Source organism: Pseudoalteromonas sp. 2CM41L, from assembly GCF_023161905.1.
GTDB lineage: Bacteria > Pseudomonadota > Gammaproteobacteria > Enterobacterales > Alteromonadaceae > Pseudoalteromonas > Pseudoalteromonas atlantica.
Genome location: NZ_JALNTN010000006.1, coordinates 53,948 through 69,335, shown reverse-complemented (window position 1 = coordinate 69,335; position 15,388 = coordinate 53,948). Strand labels below are relative to the sequence as shown.

The window sequence follows — 15,388 nt, the reverse complement described above, 5'->3', positions numbered from 1 at the left end:
GTGCTCATATAGTAAACACTTTCGCCCTATGCTTTAATATTAAAAACAAGGGAGGGCGTTATGCGTAAAAATCGATTTTTATTTAATAAACACGTTGTGGCAATGGCTGCGCTAGGGGTTTTAGCTGCGCCGTTACCTGTATTGAGTAATGAGCCTGGGGTATTAGTTGAGCAGCTTTGTGCTAGTTGCCATAGTTTAAACAACCTTGAGCGCAGTGCGGGTTATAGCCAAGCGGATTGGCAAACACTTATAAGCTATATGGTAAATACAGGCGAGGGTACTGCGCTTAGTAAAGATATTAGCGCGTATTTGGCTAAGCATTACCCTGTTAACACTAAGCGCGAGTCAACGGTGGTTAAAGGCGATTTAAAACTTAGCTTTAAATACTGGCAAGTGCCTACGCTTGGGCAACGCGCTCGCGACCCTGTGCAAGGTGAAAACGGGCTTATTTGGTGGGTTGGCCAGTGGGGCAATATTTTAGGTAGATTAAACCCTGAAACCGGTGAAATGAAAGAGTACACTTTGCCAAGTGGTACGTATGCGCACAGTGTATCGCTTGATAAAAACCAAACCCCTTGGTTTTTAGGTAATAAAAATGGCACGGTTGGGTATTTAGATTTAAAAACCGAAAAATTTAAAGTGTATAAAATGCCTGATAAAAACGCCCGTGACCCACATACAGGCGTATTTGATGATGCGGGTATATTTTGGTTTACCCTGCAGCACAGCAACATGATTGGCAGGCTAAACCCTAAAAGCGGCGATATTAAGCTGGCTACTTTACCCACTAAAGGCTCGCGGCCTTATGGTATAAAGCTTGATTCTAGTGGGACGCCGTGGGTGTCGTGTAATGGCAGTAACTGTTTGGTTAAAGTTGATAAAAACACCATGGAGCTTAGCGAAATAAAACTCCCAGGTGCTAAAACACATACTAGGCGCCTTGCTATTACGCCTGATGATATGGTGTTTTATGTAAACTCTGGTATGGGTAAACTTGGCCGCTATAACCCCAAAAACGGTAAAATAACGCAGTGGGATAACCCCAGCGGCGAAAACAGCCACCCATATGCCATTGAATATGCCGATAATGCTATTTGGTTTAATGAGTCGGCTAAGCGCCCCGAAACGCTGGTTAGGTTTGATTTAAAAACTCAAACCATGCAAAGCTGGCAAATTCCCAGTAAAGAAGGGGTTTATTCTGGCTTAATTAGGCACATGCGTGTGGGCAATAACGGCTTAATTATTCATCAAACGGCTACTAATCAATTAGCCGAAATTACGTGGTCTAAGTAATTGAGTTTATTAACGCGTTATATAAAAGCGCTAAGCGTTAGTGTATTTATTTATGTGGTAGGAGTTTTTTACAACGGTTAGCAATATTTACTGTGTAAATGAAAGCAGTAGTTTGGGTTTGTGATTTAACTTATTGATTAATAGTAATAAATTAAGTGGTTTAGGTTTTGCTTAGTAATAGCTGTATTTTTTAAATAAATAAAGGAGTTATTATGAGCACGGTTATTACTGGGTTATTTGAAAGCGCATCACAAGCAACACTGGCTATTTATAGATTAGAAGCATTAGGTATTAATGAAGCTGATATAAGTATTGTTGCCAATGACTCATACGCAAAGGAAGACTTTGCCTTAGACGAAGGAACCAAAGCGGCTGAAGGCGGCATTGTTGGTGCAGCGTCTGGTGGTATTATAGCTGCAATTGTTGGCGGTTTTACTGCCGTAGGTACCGTGGCAACCGGTGGTACAGGTTTATTAGTAGCAGGCCCATTAGTGGCTGCATTTGCAGCGGGCGGCGCTGGTGCTGCCGTTGGCGGAAGTTTAGGCGCTGCTATTGGGGCGTTTATTCCTGAGCACGAAGTTAAATTTTACGAAGACGCCATTGAAAAAGGCTCTATATTAATTGGTGTTAAGTACGACAGCGATAACAAAAGCGCGATTGAAGAAATACTTAAAAATGCAGGCGCGAGTAGTGTGTCTACCGCGTAAAGCTAATTAGTTTAAAGTAATAAAAAAGGTGAAACTTAGTTTCACCTTTTTTTATGCTTTTTTTACGTTGTACTTGAGTAGCTATTGGCTTACTTAGATTTACGTTTGTCGAGCACATAATGTACGGCCATTCTTGCCACGCCTGCACCAATGCCAGATACCACCGCCCATGTAACGGCTTCTTTAAGATCTGTATGCTCGTTCGGCTTGTCTTTTGGGGCGGGCTCGTTGGTTACCTTTTCCCACGATTTTTGTAAACTTTTTCTGGTTAGCATGCCAGCTGATGCGGCGGCTAGGCCTATACCTAGTGTTTTAATTAGTTGCTTGTTACTCATAATTCCCTCGATTGTTTAATAGCGATAGGGTCATCTATAACCCGTTTAATAACACTAGTATGTTCAGCAATTAGTATACCGATAGCGCAGCAGGCGTGGTGAGCATGGTTTATTTTATCGTTTGCATAGGCGCGTATTTTGATTAAACACGCTGTGCTATTGGCTTAGCGCGGTATTCGTAAATGCACTATTGAGTGTTTAAGCTGTTTTTTTACCCGTTTTGAGCGGTACTTAGTATTAGGCGGGTGAGCGTGTTAAGCCTGTAAAGTTGTCATTTCTTTTGTAAATTTGTACCAGTTTTTGTATAGCGTTTAAGCAAAAACACGCAGTAAATTTTAAGTATGTGTAGTGGTTAATTATCTAGCTTTGTTTATTTTATTTTTAATCAATGCGTTACGTTTAGCACAGGTGAAATCTTTTGCCTACAGTGAGCTTGGTATAGAGATTGTACCTAATAACTGAGCAGTCGCGTTATTTACAAAACAGATACTACATAAGGAGAGCACGATGAATTGTTTACACTTTGATTCAACCGCTAAAAAAAGCGTAACACGTATTTTTAAACCAGCTTGCGCCATATTATTTACCGCTGCAATGCTACAAAATAGCGCATTGGCGAATGTAGATGTTGATATGCATGCTGTAAGTAAGTCGGGGCAAGGTGAGCTACTTGGCACCGTTACACTGACAGAAAATGAGCACGGGGTGGTATTTACCCCTGCGCTTAAAGGCTTAACGCCTGGGCAGCATGGCTTTCATGTTCATCAATATGCTAGCTGCGAGCCAAAGCAAAAAAACGGTAAAGTTGTACCGGCCGGAGCTGCTGGTGGGCACTTTGACCCTAACAGCGCTAAACACCACGATGAACCGTGGAGTAATGGCCACCTAGGGGATTTACCTGCGTTATTTGTAAATGAGCGCGGCGAAGCTAAATCGCCTGTTTTAGCGCCAAGGCTCAAGCTTGAGCAGCTTAAACAACACGCAGTGATGATCCACAAAGGGGGCGACAATTATGCCGACGAACCCAAGAAATTAGGTGGTGGTGGTAAACGTGTTGCGTGCGGCGTAATTAAGTAATACGGAGATTATTTATGCCTTATCAAAACACAAACGAGTTACCGGATTCGGTAAAAAGTAACTTACCTAAACATGCCCAAGAGATATATCAAGAGGCGTTTAATAGCGCGTGGGATACCTACGAGGACCCAAGCGATAGAAAAAACGACGACGACCGCGAAACCACAGCGCATAAAGTGGCTTGGTCTGCGGTTAAAAATAGCTACAGTAAAAATGATAATGGAAATTGGGTTAAGTCGAATAATTAGTTACTGGTACAAGTAAAAAACCAATGCATAAAAAAGCCGCTACAAAAGTTGTAGCGGCTTTTTTATAGCGCAATTAGGCTACTCGCTTTTGTGTTTGCGGCGTTTATAAAAGGCAAAACCACCCACTACACAGGCTAATATAACCGCCATAATAATAGTAAATGCCCACGGCCCAAAATTAGCAATGGCAGGGAGAGCAAGGGCAGTAACAATACCGCCGCCAACCACGGGCTCATAAAGTGGTTGTTTGTAACTAAAGGGGCGAATATGCTCGCTTGGGTTTGAGGTAGCCTGTTTTAGCATTAACAGCCCAACCGCCGTAGTGCCCATAGATTGCCCAAGCTCGCCAATTCCTCTCACTTTCCAATCTTTTGGGAAAAACCACCCACCAAAGAAAAAGTAAATAGCTGCGCTATAGGCAACCCCCACCGCGCCTAAAATTAAAATACTTTGCCAATATTTAGCAAGTACCGATAAGTTAAGTGCACCCAGTGCGGCAATTATTAGTAAATCGAGGGAGAGGTTAGAAAGCAGATTTATTTGATAGTGACTAATTAAGTTACCCATGCCTGATTTATTAAGCACTATTTGCACCACTAAACCCACCATCATCGCAATGGGGAATAAAGGCATGTACTCAAGTATTTTTACCGATGAATCGGCAAAAAGGCTTTTTTCGGCTACTTGTAAGCCACTAAGAATAAGCCAAGCAACAATAACAACCGTGCCTAAAATAGCAAAGTGCAGGCCAAACGGGCGGTCTTTTACCTCTACTTTTTCGTCGTGGCTAATTTCAAGTTCTTGGTCGCCCCCATCGGTGCGATTAGACATAATAGTCCCTAATACGATGGCGCTTATAAGGCCTATTGTTGCTATACCTAACCCCAAGTCCATGCCTTTTGCAAAATCGATACTTTCAAAAGTGGATTGCAAGCCAGCTACGGTGCCATGCCCGCCCTGAAATCCCACCGCAATGAGTGCGCCGGCAACTTCGTTGGTATCAAATAAAGGGGTAAGTACTAATAATGCCGTGATCATACCCACCACATATTGGCCTATGGCAATGCTGTAGCCAAAGCTTAAATTGGGTAGGCTTTGATTTAGCGATTGTTTAATTGTAGGTATTTTTTTACCTAAAAATAAACCTGCAAACACCACTACAATTAAATACCCAGGTAACTCCTTCCATATGCTTGTGACCTTTTCATCTATCCATAAATTAGTGCCTTGGAGCGACAAATTAATATGCTCACCAAGTAATTGTGGCCCTAATAAAAGAGCCAATACGCCAGCAATTAACGATGAAGGCACAATTAAGCCCCTTAAAAATGTGTACTTAATTAAATTACCTAGCGTTAAAAAAAAGGCCAGTAATAGTAACGACTTAAAAAATATAGCTATATCCATAACTGATTTAACCTATGTTTTATGCTCCTTTAAACTACTCACTAATAAAAAGAGCTATACATGTTTGAGTGCTAAATACGCTAAGTAGCAATATATATTCCAGCGATTTTTAAATTTTAAGTTATTGATAATTCTATTTTAAATATTTAATGCTGAATTGAGTGCAACGGCTTTACAGAGTGTTTGTATGATTTTCAAACTAAAGTGTTAGGTAATTACACAGGGAGCGCGCTAAACACTCGTGTGAGTTTCGCTTAAATGTGCGTTACTATTTGGCAAAATTAAGTTTGTCTAAACCCATTGGGATTACGTTGAATTATTTAGCTCACCTTTACTTAGCAAAGCCTACAGCCGATTCACACTTTGGCAATTTATTAGGTGATTTTGGTGGACGCAGGCACGCAGAATACCTGCCCAATAGCGTTAAAAGTGCACTAGAAAACCATTACTTAGTGGATAAATTTACCGACTCACACGCTTTAGTAAAAACCACTAAACAGTACTTTTCGCCCGAGCGAAAGCGCTTTGCAGGCGTAGCGATTGACGTGCTGTTTGATCACTTTTTAATTAGGCATTGGCAGCAATTTAACAAACACCCTTTAAATGATTTTAAACGCAGCAGCTACGCACTTTTAAATGAGCGCATAGCGGTTATGCCACCGCGCATGCAGCACGTTGTAACCAGCATGACTACAAACGATTGGTTTAAAGAATACGAAACTATAGAAGGGGTAGGGCTTGCGCTTGATAACATAGCCAAACGCATTCGTTTTACTAATAACTTTGCAGGTTCCGCTGAGGATATAGCGCAAAACTACCATGAGTTAGAAGCGGTATTTTTAGCATTTTTCCCTGAGTTAATTGAACATGTTAATGAACATGCCTTAGAAAGGGCGTATTAAAAACAATGCTTAAATGTGTTTAATATTGAACGTGCATTATTACGTGTACAGCTAGTTTATTTTTTAAATTTCGCGGCTCTATTATTGCCATTTGTATAGCTTAAAGGATTAACTAAATATGGATTTTTCTACGATTTTGGTCACGCTATTAGGCCAACTTTGGTACTTTATACCGCTGTTTGTTTGTATTGGGGTTTTTAAAACACCTTGGTTTAAAGGAGCGATGGGAGAGTGGCAAGTTAATGTGCTAATTAAACTGTTTTTAAATAAGGCAGATTACACGTTAATTAAAAATGTGACGCTGCCTACTTTTGAAAACGGCATCGAAAATGGTACTACGCAAATTGATCATATTATTGTGTCTGAGTTTGGTGTGTTTGTGGTGGAAACTAAAAACATGAAAGGTTGGATTTTTGGTTCAGCGAATCAAAAAATGTGGACACAAAGAATTTTTAAACACTCATCAAAATTTCAAAACCCACTGCATCAAAACTACAAGCATTTAAAAACACTTGAGTCGTGTTTAAACATAAACAGTCACGCATTATTTTCGGTTATTATTTTTATTGGCGACAGCACATTTAAAACTAAACTACCTGAAAATGTTAGGTTTGCACGCGGCAGTATTGAGTACATTAAAAGTAAAACCGAGCGAGTACTTAGTGCTAATACTAAAAACGATATAGTAAATACAATTGAAAGCGGAAAATTAAAGCCAAGTTTTAAAACAAATCGCCAACATGTAAGCCATGTAAAAACAATTATTGAACATAAGCAGGCGCCAAAAAAAGAACGCTCAGAAACTCAGATATGCTCACGTTGCGGTGAGAAAATGGTACTACGTAAAGCAAAGAAAGGTACTAATATAGGAAATACGTTCTTTGGCTGTAGTGCATTCCCTAAATGTAGAAATAGTGTTGAAATTTAAAAGGAAGTAGATTTTATGCCCGGTGTAACGGCACTGTTTTATATAGCTATTATGGCTTTTTATTTATTACACAAAAACGAAGAAGCCAAAATATTAGTTCCCGTTATTGGCTTTGCAGCAATCCCCCTTTTTAGTAACGATTACTGGCAATGGTTTCAGCTTAGTGCGGCATTGAGTGTTGTGGTTATAGTGATAGAAAAAGAGAAGGCAGGGTATACAGGCGGCGGTGCTGTTTCGGCATTTGCTGCATTTTTTATCGGCGCTTTATTAGTTAGTATTTTTATACACGCGACTTCTTCTGCGGTTACTAGTTTAAACTCTACAAGCTTTAATTTTAAACATCCACTAAGTTACGAATGGCCTAGGGAGGTTGTAATTTTATATGCGTCCGCGCTTATAACTGCATTGCTTGGGATATTGTTTAACGTTCGTATGCTTGTAGCTTTTTATGGCGCAGTAATTATTGCGTGTTTACTTGCTGTTTTACCTCACTTTTGTGGCTCTTTTTTATATGGCTTAGCATTAAGTGTAATTATTATTGTAGTTACTTTTGCCGTGGCATTTATTAAAAAGGCACAAGAAGAAGCACGCTTTATATTTGCTTATATTGGTGTAGGGTTAATACAAGTGAGCTGTTTGGTTAAGTACTTTAGCTAACTATTTTTTGAACGACTGCTCAAGTTGTGGTTTAATTGTAGCTACTACTTTTAGGAGCGTTTTATGATCAAATTTTATTTTCACCATACACCTAACCCAATGAAGGTTGCTTTGTTTTTAGAAGAAACAGGCCTACCGTTTGAACTTGTGCCACTTGATACCTTAAAAGGTGAGCAACATACGCCTGAGTTTAAAGCCATCAATCCTAATGCAAAAGCACCAGCCATTGTTGATGGTGAAACCCGTGTGTTTGATTCGAACGCTATATTAATGTACCTAAGTGAAAAACACGGTAAGTTAGCAGGTAAGCCAGAGAATCGCGCCGAAATGCTTTCATGGTTAATGTTTATAGCATCGGGCCTTGGGCCGTATTCGGGGCAAAGCGTACACTTTAGACACATGGCGCCTGAAGGGCTTGATTACGCCGTTAACCGCTACTTGCGTGAGGCGCAGCGCCATTACGAAGTGCTTGATGCACACCTTGAAGGTCGCGACTTTATAGTGGGTGATGAATACACTATTGCTGATGTATCTGCTTGGGGTTGGATTGATAAAGCGCCAGTAGTACTTGGTGAAGAAGGCCTAGCGCCATACCCTAATTTAAAACGTTGGTTTGAAAGCATTGATAGCCGCCCAGCGGTTGCGCGTGCACGCAAAATTGGCACCGATGTCGCCTTTAAAAAAGAGTTTGATGAAGAAGCTAAACGTGCGTTTTTCCCATCTAACTACCCGAAGAGCTAACGCGAAAAAGTAAAAAAGGGCAATTAATATTGCCCTTTTTTTATGCATATTAATTGCTTAGCTTTATTATAATGCCACTAAGCTTTGCGTGAGCATTGCTTTAATTTGTTTAACTATGTTGGCTTCTGTTTCGGGTTCAAATTGTTGAATACGCGGGGTATGGATATGCCCAGTAGGAATGCTCGAATTTAGCGCGTCACGCAGGCGAATACTACGATACGATATTTCGTTAGACAAATAACCACCCCCGCCGCCATTTACCGCAACACTGTTTTTAAGCGCGCCGTATGAGCCGGCTTTAAAGGTTTTATTAAGTGTAGTTACTTCGCGGTTGTCGATTACTTTATATGGGCCTTTGGCGTTTTGCATGGCGCTTACTGGTAGGCTAAATTTTACAAACTCATTACCAGGTAGTGGGCGGCCATTTAGCTTGGGTATAACAGGGCTTGTTTGCGTACCACCGTAGACAATATTGGCGTTATCTGGCGCGGTTACGCTGCGGCGTTTACCAGGAAAGTGCTCTAAATCAAACTCGGTTCTGCCCATGCTAACCGTTACAACCATGTCGACGTTATTAAGTGCGTAGTAGGGGGCAAGGAGTGATTCTATTATACCTTGGTCAAAGTCTTCGTAGCGTACTGGTACCATAACCGTGTTAATTTCGGCGCTAACGCCATTGTAATTAATAACTTGGCCGTCGAGTAACAATGCGGCGACCCCAGATGGGTTACTTTGGTTGATATTTTTGTCGAGTAAAAAAGGGTCAAATCCGGTAAGTATAATTTTTTTATCACTGCCTGATGAAAAAGCTAAATCGGTGCGGCCTCGGCTGCCCTCTTCAAGCATGCTTAGCAGCGTATTTATTTGCGCGTCAGATAGCTCAACGTTAGCTGCGGTTGTACGTATTATTTTGCTTGAAAGCAAGCGCGCCCAGTAAAGTGCTCGGTCGTCGTAATTGTTAGTTTTAATAATGCGTTGCTTAGCGCTTTCCCACAGCTCAAAACTATAGGTTTGAATGAGCTGCTTTGCCTCTTTAAAGTTATTGAGCGCTTTAAACTGTTGCTCAAAGGTGGTTACTTCTTTATTAAAGGCGTTTAACACAGTGGGCATAGCTGTTTGTGCCTTGCTGATGCGTTGTTCTTCAACGGTGAGTGGATTACTTAAAGCTGCGAATGAAGAGGCAATTAAGCTGGTTGCTAGTAATACTTTGATCATGATACTCCTAATTAAGCCGTTGTTATTTGAGTAACTTACTATCCTACTATTAAACAGTGAGGGCAATTATTTAAAGTTGAATTAACTGATATCTGGTACGGATGGAATGTTACATTATTACATTTTTATGAATTTAGCAAAGCGCCGCACTTCTAGCGGGTTATTTCCTTTACTATAGATTTAATAAAAAAACACGGGAATAAAATAATGGTTTCTAGAAGAGAGTTTTTATTAAGTGCAGGCTCGCTTGCGTTTATTGGCTTATCGCGCAGCGCAATGGGTAACGTTGCTTTACCTGAAGTAACAACAAAGTTACCTGCTTATGGCCCATTAATAGCCGACCCTCAGGCCTTATTAGATTTACCTAAAGGCTTTAGTTATCGGGTTATATCGGCACTTGGCGATAAAATGGATGATGGTTTAGACGTACCCGACCGTGCCGATGGCATGGGTTGTATTGCATTAGATAACGAACGCGTAGCCCTTATACGTAACCATGAGTTACAGCCTAAACACATTAATAATGCATCTGATTTAATTAGTAATCACAAAACCCCCTTAGCCTATGATTCATTTAAAAATGGTGTAGCTTTGCCTGGGGGTACTAGCCATATTATTTATAACTTAAAAGAGCAAAAACGAGAGCAAGAGTATTTATCGCTGTGTGGCACAATAAGAAACTGCTCAGGTGGTGTAACGCCATGGGGCAGTTGGCTAACCTGCGAAGAAACCGTTATGGATAAAAGTGATGGCTTGTCTCAATCTCACGGTTACATTTTTGAAGTACCAGCCAGCGCCAAAGGCTTAGTTAAGCCAGAGCCATTATATGATATGGGCCGCTTTAATCATGAAGCCGCAGCAATAGACCCACAAACTGGTATTGTTTATTTAACTGAAGATAGAGGCGATAGTTTGTTTTATCGGTTTATTCCTCATCATCGCGATAAGTTAAATAAAGGCGGCACATTGCAAGCTATGGTAATTAAAAACCAGCCTCAGTTTGATAGCCGAAATTGGGATTCACCGGCCATGCCACTACACAGCGACCTTTTAGTTGAATGGATAACGCTCACAGACCCTAAAAGCCCAAATGATGACCTACGTAAGCAAGGTTATAAAAAAGGTGCAGCCTTATTTGCACGAGGAGAGGGAATACATTGGGGTAAAAATGAGCTTTATTTTTGCTGTACTAATGGGGGCAAAAAGCAGTTAGGTCAGGTAATGAAGTACACACCTTCAAAAAACGAAGGCACTGAGTTAGAGCAAAATGAGCCTGGTAAAATACAACTATTTGTAGAAAGTACAAACGAGTCGTTATACAACTTTGGTGATAATTTAACGGTAGCGCCTAACGGGCATTTAATTGTATGTGAGGATCAATACACAGACACGGTGAATAACCATTTACGCGGGGTAACACCTAAAGGAGAGGTGTATAACTTTGCTAAATTGCATGCGCAAACAGAGCTTGCTGGGGCGTGTTTTTCACCTGACGGGCAAACCTTGTTTGTAAACGTATACATGCCAACTAAAACGTTGGCTATTACTGGTCCTTGGGATAGTTTTAAGCTTTAAAGTGGTAAAAATACAAACGCTTAGTATAGGTATGCTAAGCGTTTGCATTTTAACAATCCTTGTAGAATTACCAAATCCGTTAGCAAGCTTTAATCATCCTTGGTGCATTTACTACATCCTTTATGTAATAAGCAACGGGTCCTTGTAGTTTGCACTTCATCCTGTACCTACTTATGTAACGTCTCCTTGTATCTTTATTAGTCCTTTAACTCTTATTAACATTCCTTGTATGGCAAAGTGGGTAATAAATTAATGATTTAGTTTACCTGCAGACGATTCAATGTGTGCACGTACAAACCATTGAAACTGCTCTAAGTCACCTAGCTGGCTGGTGATCATATCCTCTGATACTGGGTCTAATTCAGACAGCGTGCTAATGGCTTTGCGGTGGTCGGCGTTTACGCCACTGTATACTTTGTCTAATGCACCTAAATGTTCTACTACAAAGGCTTTACCTAATGAGTATTCTTCCCATGTGCGGCGATCTACAATTGACTTAGGTGTACCTTGTGGCGTACCACCTAATGTAGCAATACGCTCTGCGATGGTGTCGGTCATTTCGCGAATAGCATCGACTTGTGGGTCTAACATTTCATGCACACCAATAAAGCTTGGGCCTACTACATTCCAGTGAATATGCTTTAAAGTAAGTTGTAAGTCTAAAAGCGCTACGAGTCGGTTATCGAGTGTTTCAATTGTTTTTTTTGCTGATTCGTTATCCATACCTGGGGCTGTAAATTCAATTGGGTGTTGTGAGTTACTCATAATGTCTCCCGTTGTGTAATTTGTTGTATGTAGCCATTGCTACCATTTAACTTGCAATACATGAAGCAAAGCCTATGCCTACCAAGTTTATTTGTTTAAGTTGTTGATATTTAATGTTTTGTTTTTACTTGGGTACGTAGGGTTAAAAAGGGAGAGGCGTAGAATATGAATTTTATGCACTTATTTTTGTAAATTGTGCACAGTAGTAAAAAAGCTGTGGCTGTTTATCGAAAGAGTTGAAATTTGTTTATGTTTTAGTAAAGCATAGTCTGTGTAATACAGCTACCTAAAGTATCTAGCCTTACAATTCACGCCGTTATTAAATTGCCTTTAAAAGCTCACCTTAATATTGCACGTGCTACAACCTCTAAATAAAACCCAGTAAATAAGCTAAGCAAGGGTATATAAAATATAAAGGCGCTTATTTATTACCTGCGTAATGATTAATTCAGGTGTTTTATACAGGGCTAACGCAGCTCTTTTAAAGCCGCGCTACTGGGCTTTACTGCTTAGATTTTAAAAATCAGCCTTTGTACTTATTTAATCTCTTTAGTTGGTGAATGCTCACTGATATACTCCTGCCGCATTTTAATTGGGGTTATGTAAATAAATCATGAATTTTTTAAAAACACTGTTTACAACATCTATACTGCTTTTGTCTCACTCAGCACTAGCAGAAAATTGGAGCGTCACACAGCTTCACACAAATTTTGGCGATGCCTTAAATCCCTTTACCGGGGAGTCGTCATTTACACGCACCTACACCATAGAGCATGCCTCAGAGCATGACTTAGGTGATAACTACTTTTTTATCGACTTTTTAAACGACAGCCTTAGTGATGGTTTTCAAGATACGGGTATATATGGCGAGTGGTACACAACACTTAGCTTATCAAAAGCCTTTGATACCTCTGTGCGTTATGGTGCAATAAAAGACACAGGTTTAGTGTTTGGTATAAACGCCGGTGAAGAGGGGTTAATGAAATACACCCCAGGCATCAAGCTCAGCTGGGATGCCCCAGGCTTTGATTTTTTAACAACTACATTTGCAGGTTATATTGATGCCAATGGCGGCGTGCAAAAAGATCAGCTAGCCAAGCAAGACAACAGCATTTTTATAGACCTTGCATGGGGTGCTCCTTTTACACTAGCTAGCCAAGCATTTTATTTTACCGGCCACGTAGAATATATTTCTGGGCGTGATGACGAACTAGGCAATAAAGTTAATGAGTGGTTGCTTGCTCAACCCGCTGTGCATTGGGATGTAGGGCAAAACTTTAATTTAAACCCGCAGCAGTTGATGGTAGGGGTAGAGTGGCGCTATTGGTACAACAAGTTAGGGACTAATAAAATAGAAAACCAGCCCTTTTTACATGCTATTTGGGTATTTTAAGCAAAGCTTGCTTTGCTAGGTTAATAAAAAAATAGCGCCTTTTGGCGCTATTTTTAGTCAGTGTGGTTGGAACTTTAAGTGGTTGGTTGTTACTCGTAACCGCGAGGTTTTTTGGTTTTAATAACTGCAATATAAGCATGCCAACTGGCGTAACTAAGCAAAGGCATAATTACAATAAAGCCCGTGGCGCCGGTAGCAAAACCAACAGCTACCAATAAAAATATACAAATTGACCATACCACCATAGCGGCAAAGTTAGTTTTTACAGCGTTCATAGAGCTGATTACAGCGGTCATAATATCTACTCGGCGCTCCATCATTATTTGTGGAGCAAAAGCAGAAAGCGAAAATACAGTCACCAGTAATACCCCTCCTATTATGCTGCCTAACGTTAAAAACGCCGATAACTCTTCAAAGGTGGGATTGGCGTGGCTAGGATACAAAGCATGCACAAGCGCGGCTAAACGCATCCAAGCAATCATGATAACCATTAGCATTATTGCAAAGCCCCATTCGCCTACTGGGTTTCTAAACATCGACTTTATAGAGTGGCTAAGTGTGGGTTTATGACCTTTTTCAAGCTCCCATGCTACATCATAAAGGCCTGCCGCAAAGGCTGGGCCTATTAATGCAAACGCCACGGTTGCAGGCAGTATTACTAAATATGTACCTGTAAACATTGCCCAGTAAACAATAGCAACAGGAATAAGGGTAAATATTACCCCGTAAATAAGGCTCAATATGGGCGCACGGGTCATGTCTTTAAATGCCAGTGCTAGCCAGTGAAAAGCCGCAAATGTGTTTACCTTATTGCATTCAATGCAGCGGGCAAATTCAGAGTGTTTATTAATCGTATTTGTTGTTGGCATAACAACGCTCCTTAACAAGGTGTCTCTTAAAGGTTTAGAACACATTGGCTTTATTTACAAATTGAACAATATATACGCAATAAAAAATATTTTCGGTCAATTTATGTACTGATTTGTTTTTGTAACTGTTATTGGTGATAAAAATGAAAGGCAAATACAGCGAATAAGTAAAAATTCGTAATTTAGTTAATAAAAAGTTAACATTAAGTGTTTGATGTGATTTTATATTTACAACCAGTCTAACAGGAACAATAAAATGGACGAGATAATAAATAATATTGATGTAAATCAGTATTTGCCGGCAGCAGTAATGTGGGCAACAAATATTCTAATGGCAATTGTTATATTACTAATAGGCTTATGGCTTGCGGGTAAAGTGCGTAATATGATTATTAGTTTATGCCATAAATATACTCACTTTGATGACACGCTGTTTCGCTTTTTAGGAAGTATGGCGCGCTATGTTATTTTAGCGTTTGTATTTATTGCCGTGTTAAACCGCTTTGGTGTGCAAACAGCTTCAATAATTGCGCTATTAGGTGCGGCAGGTTTAGCTATTGGGTTAGCGCTGCAAGGTGCTATGTCTAACTTAGCTGCAGGTGTAATGTTACTTATATTTAGACCTTACAAAGTAAACGACTTTATTGAAGCCGCAGGGCGCTTTGGTAAAGTTACCGAGGTTGATATGTTTACAACTATTTTGCAAACGTTCGATAATCAGCAAGTTATTATCCCAAATAGCCAAATTTGGGGAGCGCAAATTATTAATCACTCGCATCATCCTATTCGCGGCGTAGATATGCACTTTGGTGTGGCATACGATGAAAACACCGACGCTGTTCGCAAAGTTATTGATAGCGTGCTTGAGGCTCACCCACACATACTAAAAGACCCAGCTCCTTTTGTTGAAGTAGAAACACTAAACAACAGCTCGGTAGACTTTTTAGTAAGACCTTTTTGTAAAGGCGAGCACTACTTCGAAATTTTATACACGGTGCCAGAGCTGATTAAAAAAGCCCTTGATGAAAACAATATCGAAATACCATTCCCACATCGAAAAGTTATTTTAGTTAACGAGAATAAAGATTAAGGCTTAAGCCTAAGAGCACTTTATAAGTGCTCTTTTTTTGTCTGAAAAAGTTACATACCTGTGTAATTTTTTCTTTTATAAATTACCTTAAATACTACTTTTTTGTCTGTACAGCCCTTTTTTACTAGGTTGGATGGCTGGTCTTTATTTTGCATTTACATAGTCGCTTTTAGTTTTAAAGCTCAT

16 protein-coding genes are annotated in these 15,388 nt (G+C 40.1%); 11 read left to right on the top strand and 5 right to left on the bottom strand.

Features of this window, described 5'->3' with window-relative positions; all coding sequences use genetic code 11:
* Positions 1–60: 60 nt before the first annotated feature.
* Both MTF64_RS09690 and MTF64_RS09685 read left to right on the top strand, forming a co-directional pair.
* Positions 61–1,293 carry a cytochrome C gene (locus MTF64_RS09690; RefSeq protein WP_248451242.1) on the top strand — a complete coding sequence of 411 codons (1,233 nt, stop codon included), beginning with the start codon at positions 61–63 and terminating at the stop codon, positions 1,291–1,293.
* Positions 1,294–1,505: 212 nt separating this feature from the next.
* Positions 1,506–2,000, top strand: coding sequence for a hypothetical protein (locus tag MTF64_RS09685; protein WP_004587586.1), 495 nt, complete (start codon positions 1,506–1,508; stop codon positions 1,998–2,000).
* A gap of 89 nt (positions 2,001–2,089) precedes the next feature.
* Here the strand turns inward: MTF64_RS09685 and MTF64_RS09680 are convergent, their stop codons facing one another.
* Positions 2,090–2,335: a DUF4235 domain-containing protein gene (locus MTF64_RS09680; protein ID WP_248451241.1), complete on the bottom strand. Its 246-nt coding sequence runs from the start codon at positions 2,333–2,335 to the stop codon at positions 2,090–2,092.
* Positions 2,336–2,842: 507 nt separating this feature from the next.
* Between MTF64_RS09680 and sodC the strand changes: the two genes are divergently transcribed.
* Together sodC and MTF64_RS09670 are read left to right on the top strand one after the other, a co-directional pair.
* The gene (sodC, locus tag MTF64_RS09675; protein WP_096740151.1) at positions 2,843–3,412 is read left to right on the top strand and encodes a superoxide dismutase family protein; all 570 of its coding nucleotides are present in this window, start codon (positions 2,843–2,845) and stop codon (positions 3,410–3,412) included.
* Between the two features lie 14 nt (positions 3,413–3,426).
* Entirely contained in the window at positions 3,427–3,660 is a 234-nt protein-coding gene (locus tag MTF64_RS09670; protein WP_121637933.1) for a ChaB family protein, read from the top strand.
* Between the two features lie 78 nt (positions 3,661–3,738).
* On the opposite strand, the gene MTF64_RS09665 is transcribed toward MTF64_RS09670, so the two are convergent.
* Positions 3,739–5,067, bottom strand: a complete 1,329-nt coding sequence (locus MTF64_RS09665) for a sodium:glutamate symporter (RefSeq protein ID WP_248451240.1) — start codon at positions 5,065–5,067, stop codon at positions 3,739–3,741.
* A 311-nt stretch (positions 5,068–5,378) separates the two neighbouring features.
* Between MTF64_RS09665 and MTF64_RS09660 the strand changes: the two genes are divergently transcribed.
* From MTF64_RS09660 to MTF64_RS09645, 4 genes are all read left to right on the top strand, one after another.
* A complete protein-coding gene (locus tag MTF64_RS09660) occupies positions 5,379–5,969 on the top strand; it encodes an ACP phosphodiesterase (protein WP_055252899.1) in 591 nt (196 codons plus the stop codon).
* 118 nt (positions 5,970–6,087) lie between these two features.
* Positions 6,088–6,897: an NERD domain-containing protein gene (locus MTF64_RS09655; RefSeq protein ID WP_248451239.1), complete on the top strand. Its 810-nt coding sequence runs from the start codon at positions 6,088–6,090 to the stop codon at positions 6,895–6,897.
* 15 nt (positions 6,898–6,912) lie between these two features.
* Positions 6,913–7,554 (top strand): hypothetical protein, encoded by a 642-nt coding sequence (locus MTF64_RS09650; RefSeq protein ID WP_248451238.1) that lies wholly within the window; start codon positions 6,913–6,915, stop codon positions 7,552–7,554.
* Between the two features lie 63 nt (positions 7,555–7,617).
* The gene (locus tag MTF64_RS09645; protein WP_064386423.1) at positions 7,618–8,295 is read left to right on the top strand and encodes a glutathione S-transferase family protein; all 678 of its coding nucleotides are present in this window, start codon (positions 7,618–7,620) and stop codon (positions 8,293–8,295) included.
* A 66-nt stretch (positions 8,296–8,361) separates the two neighbouring features.
* Here MTF64_RS09645 and MTF64_RS09640 read toward each other — a convergent pair whose 3' ends face one another.
* On the bottom strand, positions 8,362–9,510 hold the full coding sequence (locus MTF64_RS09640; RefSeq protein WP_138578466.1) for a hypothetical protein: 1,149 nt from the start codon (positions 9,508–9,510) through the stop codon (positions 8,362–8,364).
* Positions 9,511–9,717: 207 nt separating this feature from the next.
* Between MTF64_RS09640 and MTF64_RS09635 the strand changes: the two genes are divergently transcribed.
* On the top strand, positions 9,718–11,085 hold the full coding sequence (locus MTF64_RS09635) for an alkaline phosphatase PhoX (protein ID WP_248451237.1): 1,368 nt from the start codon (positions 9,718–9,720) through the stop codon (positions 11,083–11,085).
* 249 nt (positions 11,086–11,334) lie between these two features.
* On the opposite strand, the gene dps is transcribed toward MTF64_RS09635, so the two are convergent.
* A complete protein-coding gene (gene dps, locus MTF64_RS09630; RefSeq protein WP_248451236.1) occupies positions 11,335–11,850 on the bottom strand; it encodes a DNA starvation/stationary phase protection protein Dps in 516 nt (171 codons plus the stop codon).
* A 613-nt stretch (positions 11,851–12,463) separates the two neighbouring features.
* Here dps and MTF64_RS09625 point away from each other — a divergent pair.
* Positions 12,464–13,243 (top strand): nucleoside-binding protein, encoded by a 780-nt coding sequence (locus MTF64_RS09625; protein ID WP_055252763.1) that lies wholly within the window; start codon positions 12,464–12,466, stop codon positions 13,241–13,243.
* A gap of 89 nt (positions 13,244–13,332) precedes the next feature.
* Here the strand turns inward: MTF64_RS09625 and MTF64_RS09620 are convergent, their stop codons facing one another.
* Positions 13,333–14,112 (bottom strand): DUF2189 domain-containing protein, encoded by a 780-nt coding sequence (locus tag MTF64_RS09620; protein ID WP_004589488.1) that lies wholly within the window; start codon positions 14,110–14,112, stop codon positions 13,333–13,335.
* Positions 14,113–14,368: 256 nt separating this feature from the next.
* On the opposite strand from MTF64_RS09620, the gene MTF64_RS09615 reads away from it, so the two are divergent.
* The gene (locus tag MTF64_RS09615; RefSeq protein ID WP_004589490.1) at positions 14,369–15,202 is read left to right on the top strand and encodes a mechanosensitive ion channel domain-containing protein; all 834 of its coding nucleotides are present in this window, start codon (positions 14,369–14,371) and stop codon (positions 15,200–15,202) included.
* The last annotated feature ends 186 nt before the right edge of the window (positions 15,203–15,388 follow it).

Coding starts and splice junctions, on each gene's coding strand:
- MTF64_RS09645 (WP_064386423.1), top strand. CDS start 7,618: ATGATCAAATTTTATTTTCACCATACACCTAACCCAATGAAGGTTGCT.
- MTF64_RS09640 (WP_138578466.1), bottom strand. CDS start 9,510: ATGATCAAAGTATTACTAGCAACCAGCTTAATTGCCTCTTCATTCGCA.
- MTF64_RS09655 (WP_248451239.1), top strand. CDS start 6,088: ATGGATTTTTCTACGATTTTGGTCACGCTATTAGGCCAACTTTGGTAC.
- MTF64_RS09650 (WP_248451238.1), top strand. CDS start 6,913: ATGCCCGGTGTAACGGCACTGTTTTATATAGCTATTATGGCTTTTTAT.
- MTF64_RS09620 (WP_004589488.1), bottom strand. CDS start 14,112: ATGCCAACAACAAATACGATTAATAAACACTCTGAATTTGCCCGCTGC.
- MTF64_RS09635 (WP_248451237.1), top strand. CDS start 9,718: ATGGTTTCTAGAAGAGAGTTTTTATTAAGTGCAGGCTCGCTTGCGTTT.
- MTF64_RS09685 (WP_004587586.1), top strand. CDS start 1,506: ATGAGCACGGTTATTACTGGGTTATTTGAAAGCGCATCACAAGCAACA.
- MTF64_RS09690 (WP_248451242.1), top strand. CDS start 61: ATGCGTAAAAATCGATTTTTATTTAATAAACACGTTGTGGCAATGGCT.
- MTF64_RS09665 (WP_248451240.1), bottom strand. CDS start 5,067: ATGGATATAGCTATATTTTTTAAGTCGTTACTATTACTGGCCTTTTTT.
- sodC (WP_096740151.1), top strand. CDS start 2,843: ATGAATTGTTTACACTTTGATTCAACCGCTAAAAAAAGCGTAACACGT.
- MTF64_RS09615 (WP_004589490.1), top strand. CDS start 14,369: ATGGACGAGATAATAAATAATATTGATGTAAATCAGTATTTGCCGGCA.
- MTF64_RS09625 (WP_055252763.1), top strand. CDS start 12,464: ATGAATTTTTTAAAAACACTGTTTACAACATCTATACTGCTTTTGTCT.
- MTF64_RS09670 (WP_121637933.1), top strand. CDS start 3,427: ATGCCTTATCAAAACACAAACGAGTTACCGGATTCGGTAAAAAGTAAC.
- dps (WP_248451236.1), bottom strand. CDS start 11,850: ATGAGTAACTCACAACACCCAATTGAATTTACAGCCCCAGGTATGGAT.
- MTF64_RS09680 (WP_248451241.1), bottom strand. CDS start 2,335: ATGAGTAACAAGCAACTAATTAAAACACTAGGTATAGGCCTAGCCGCC.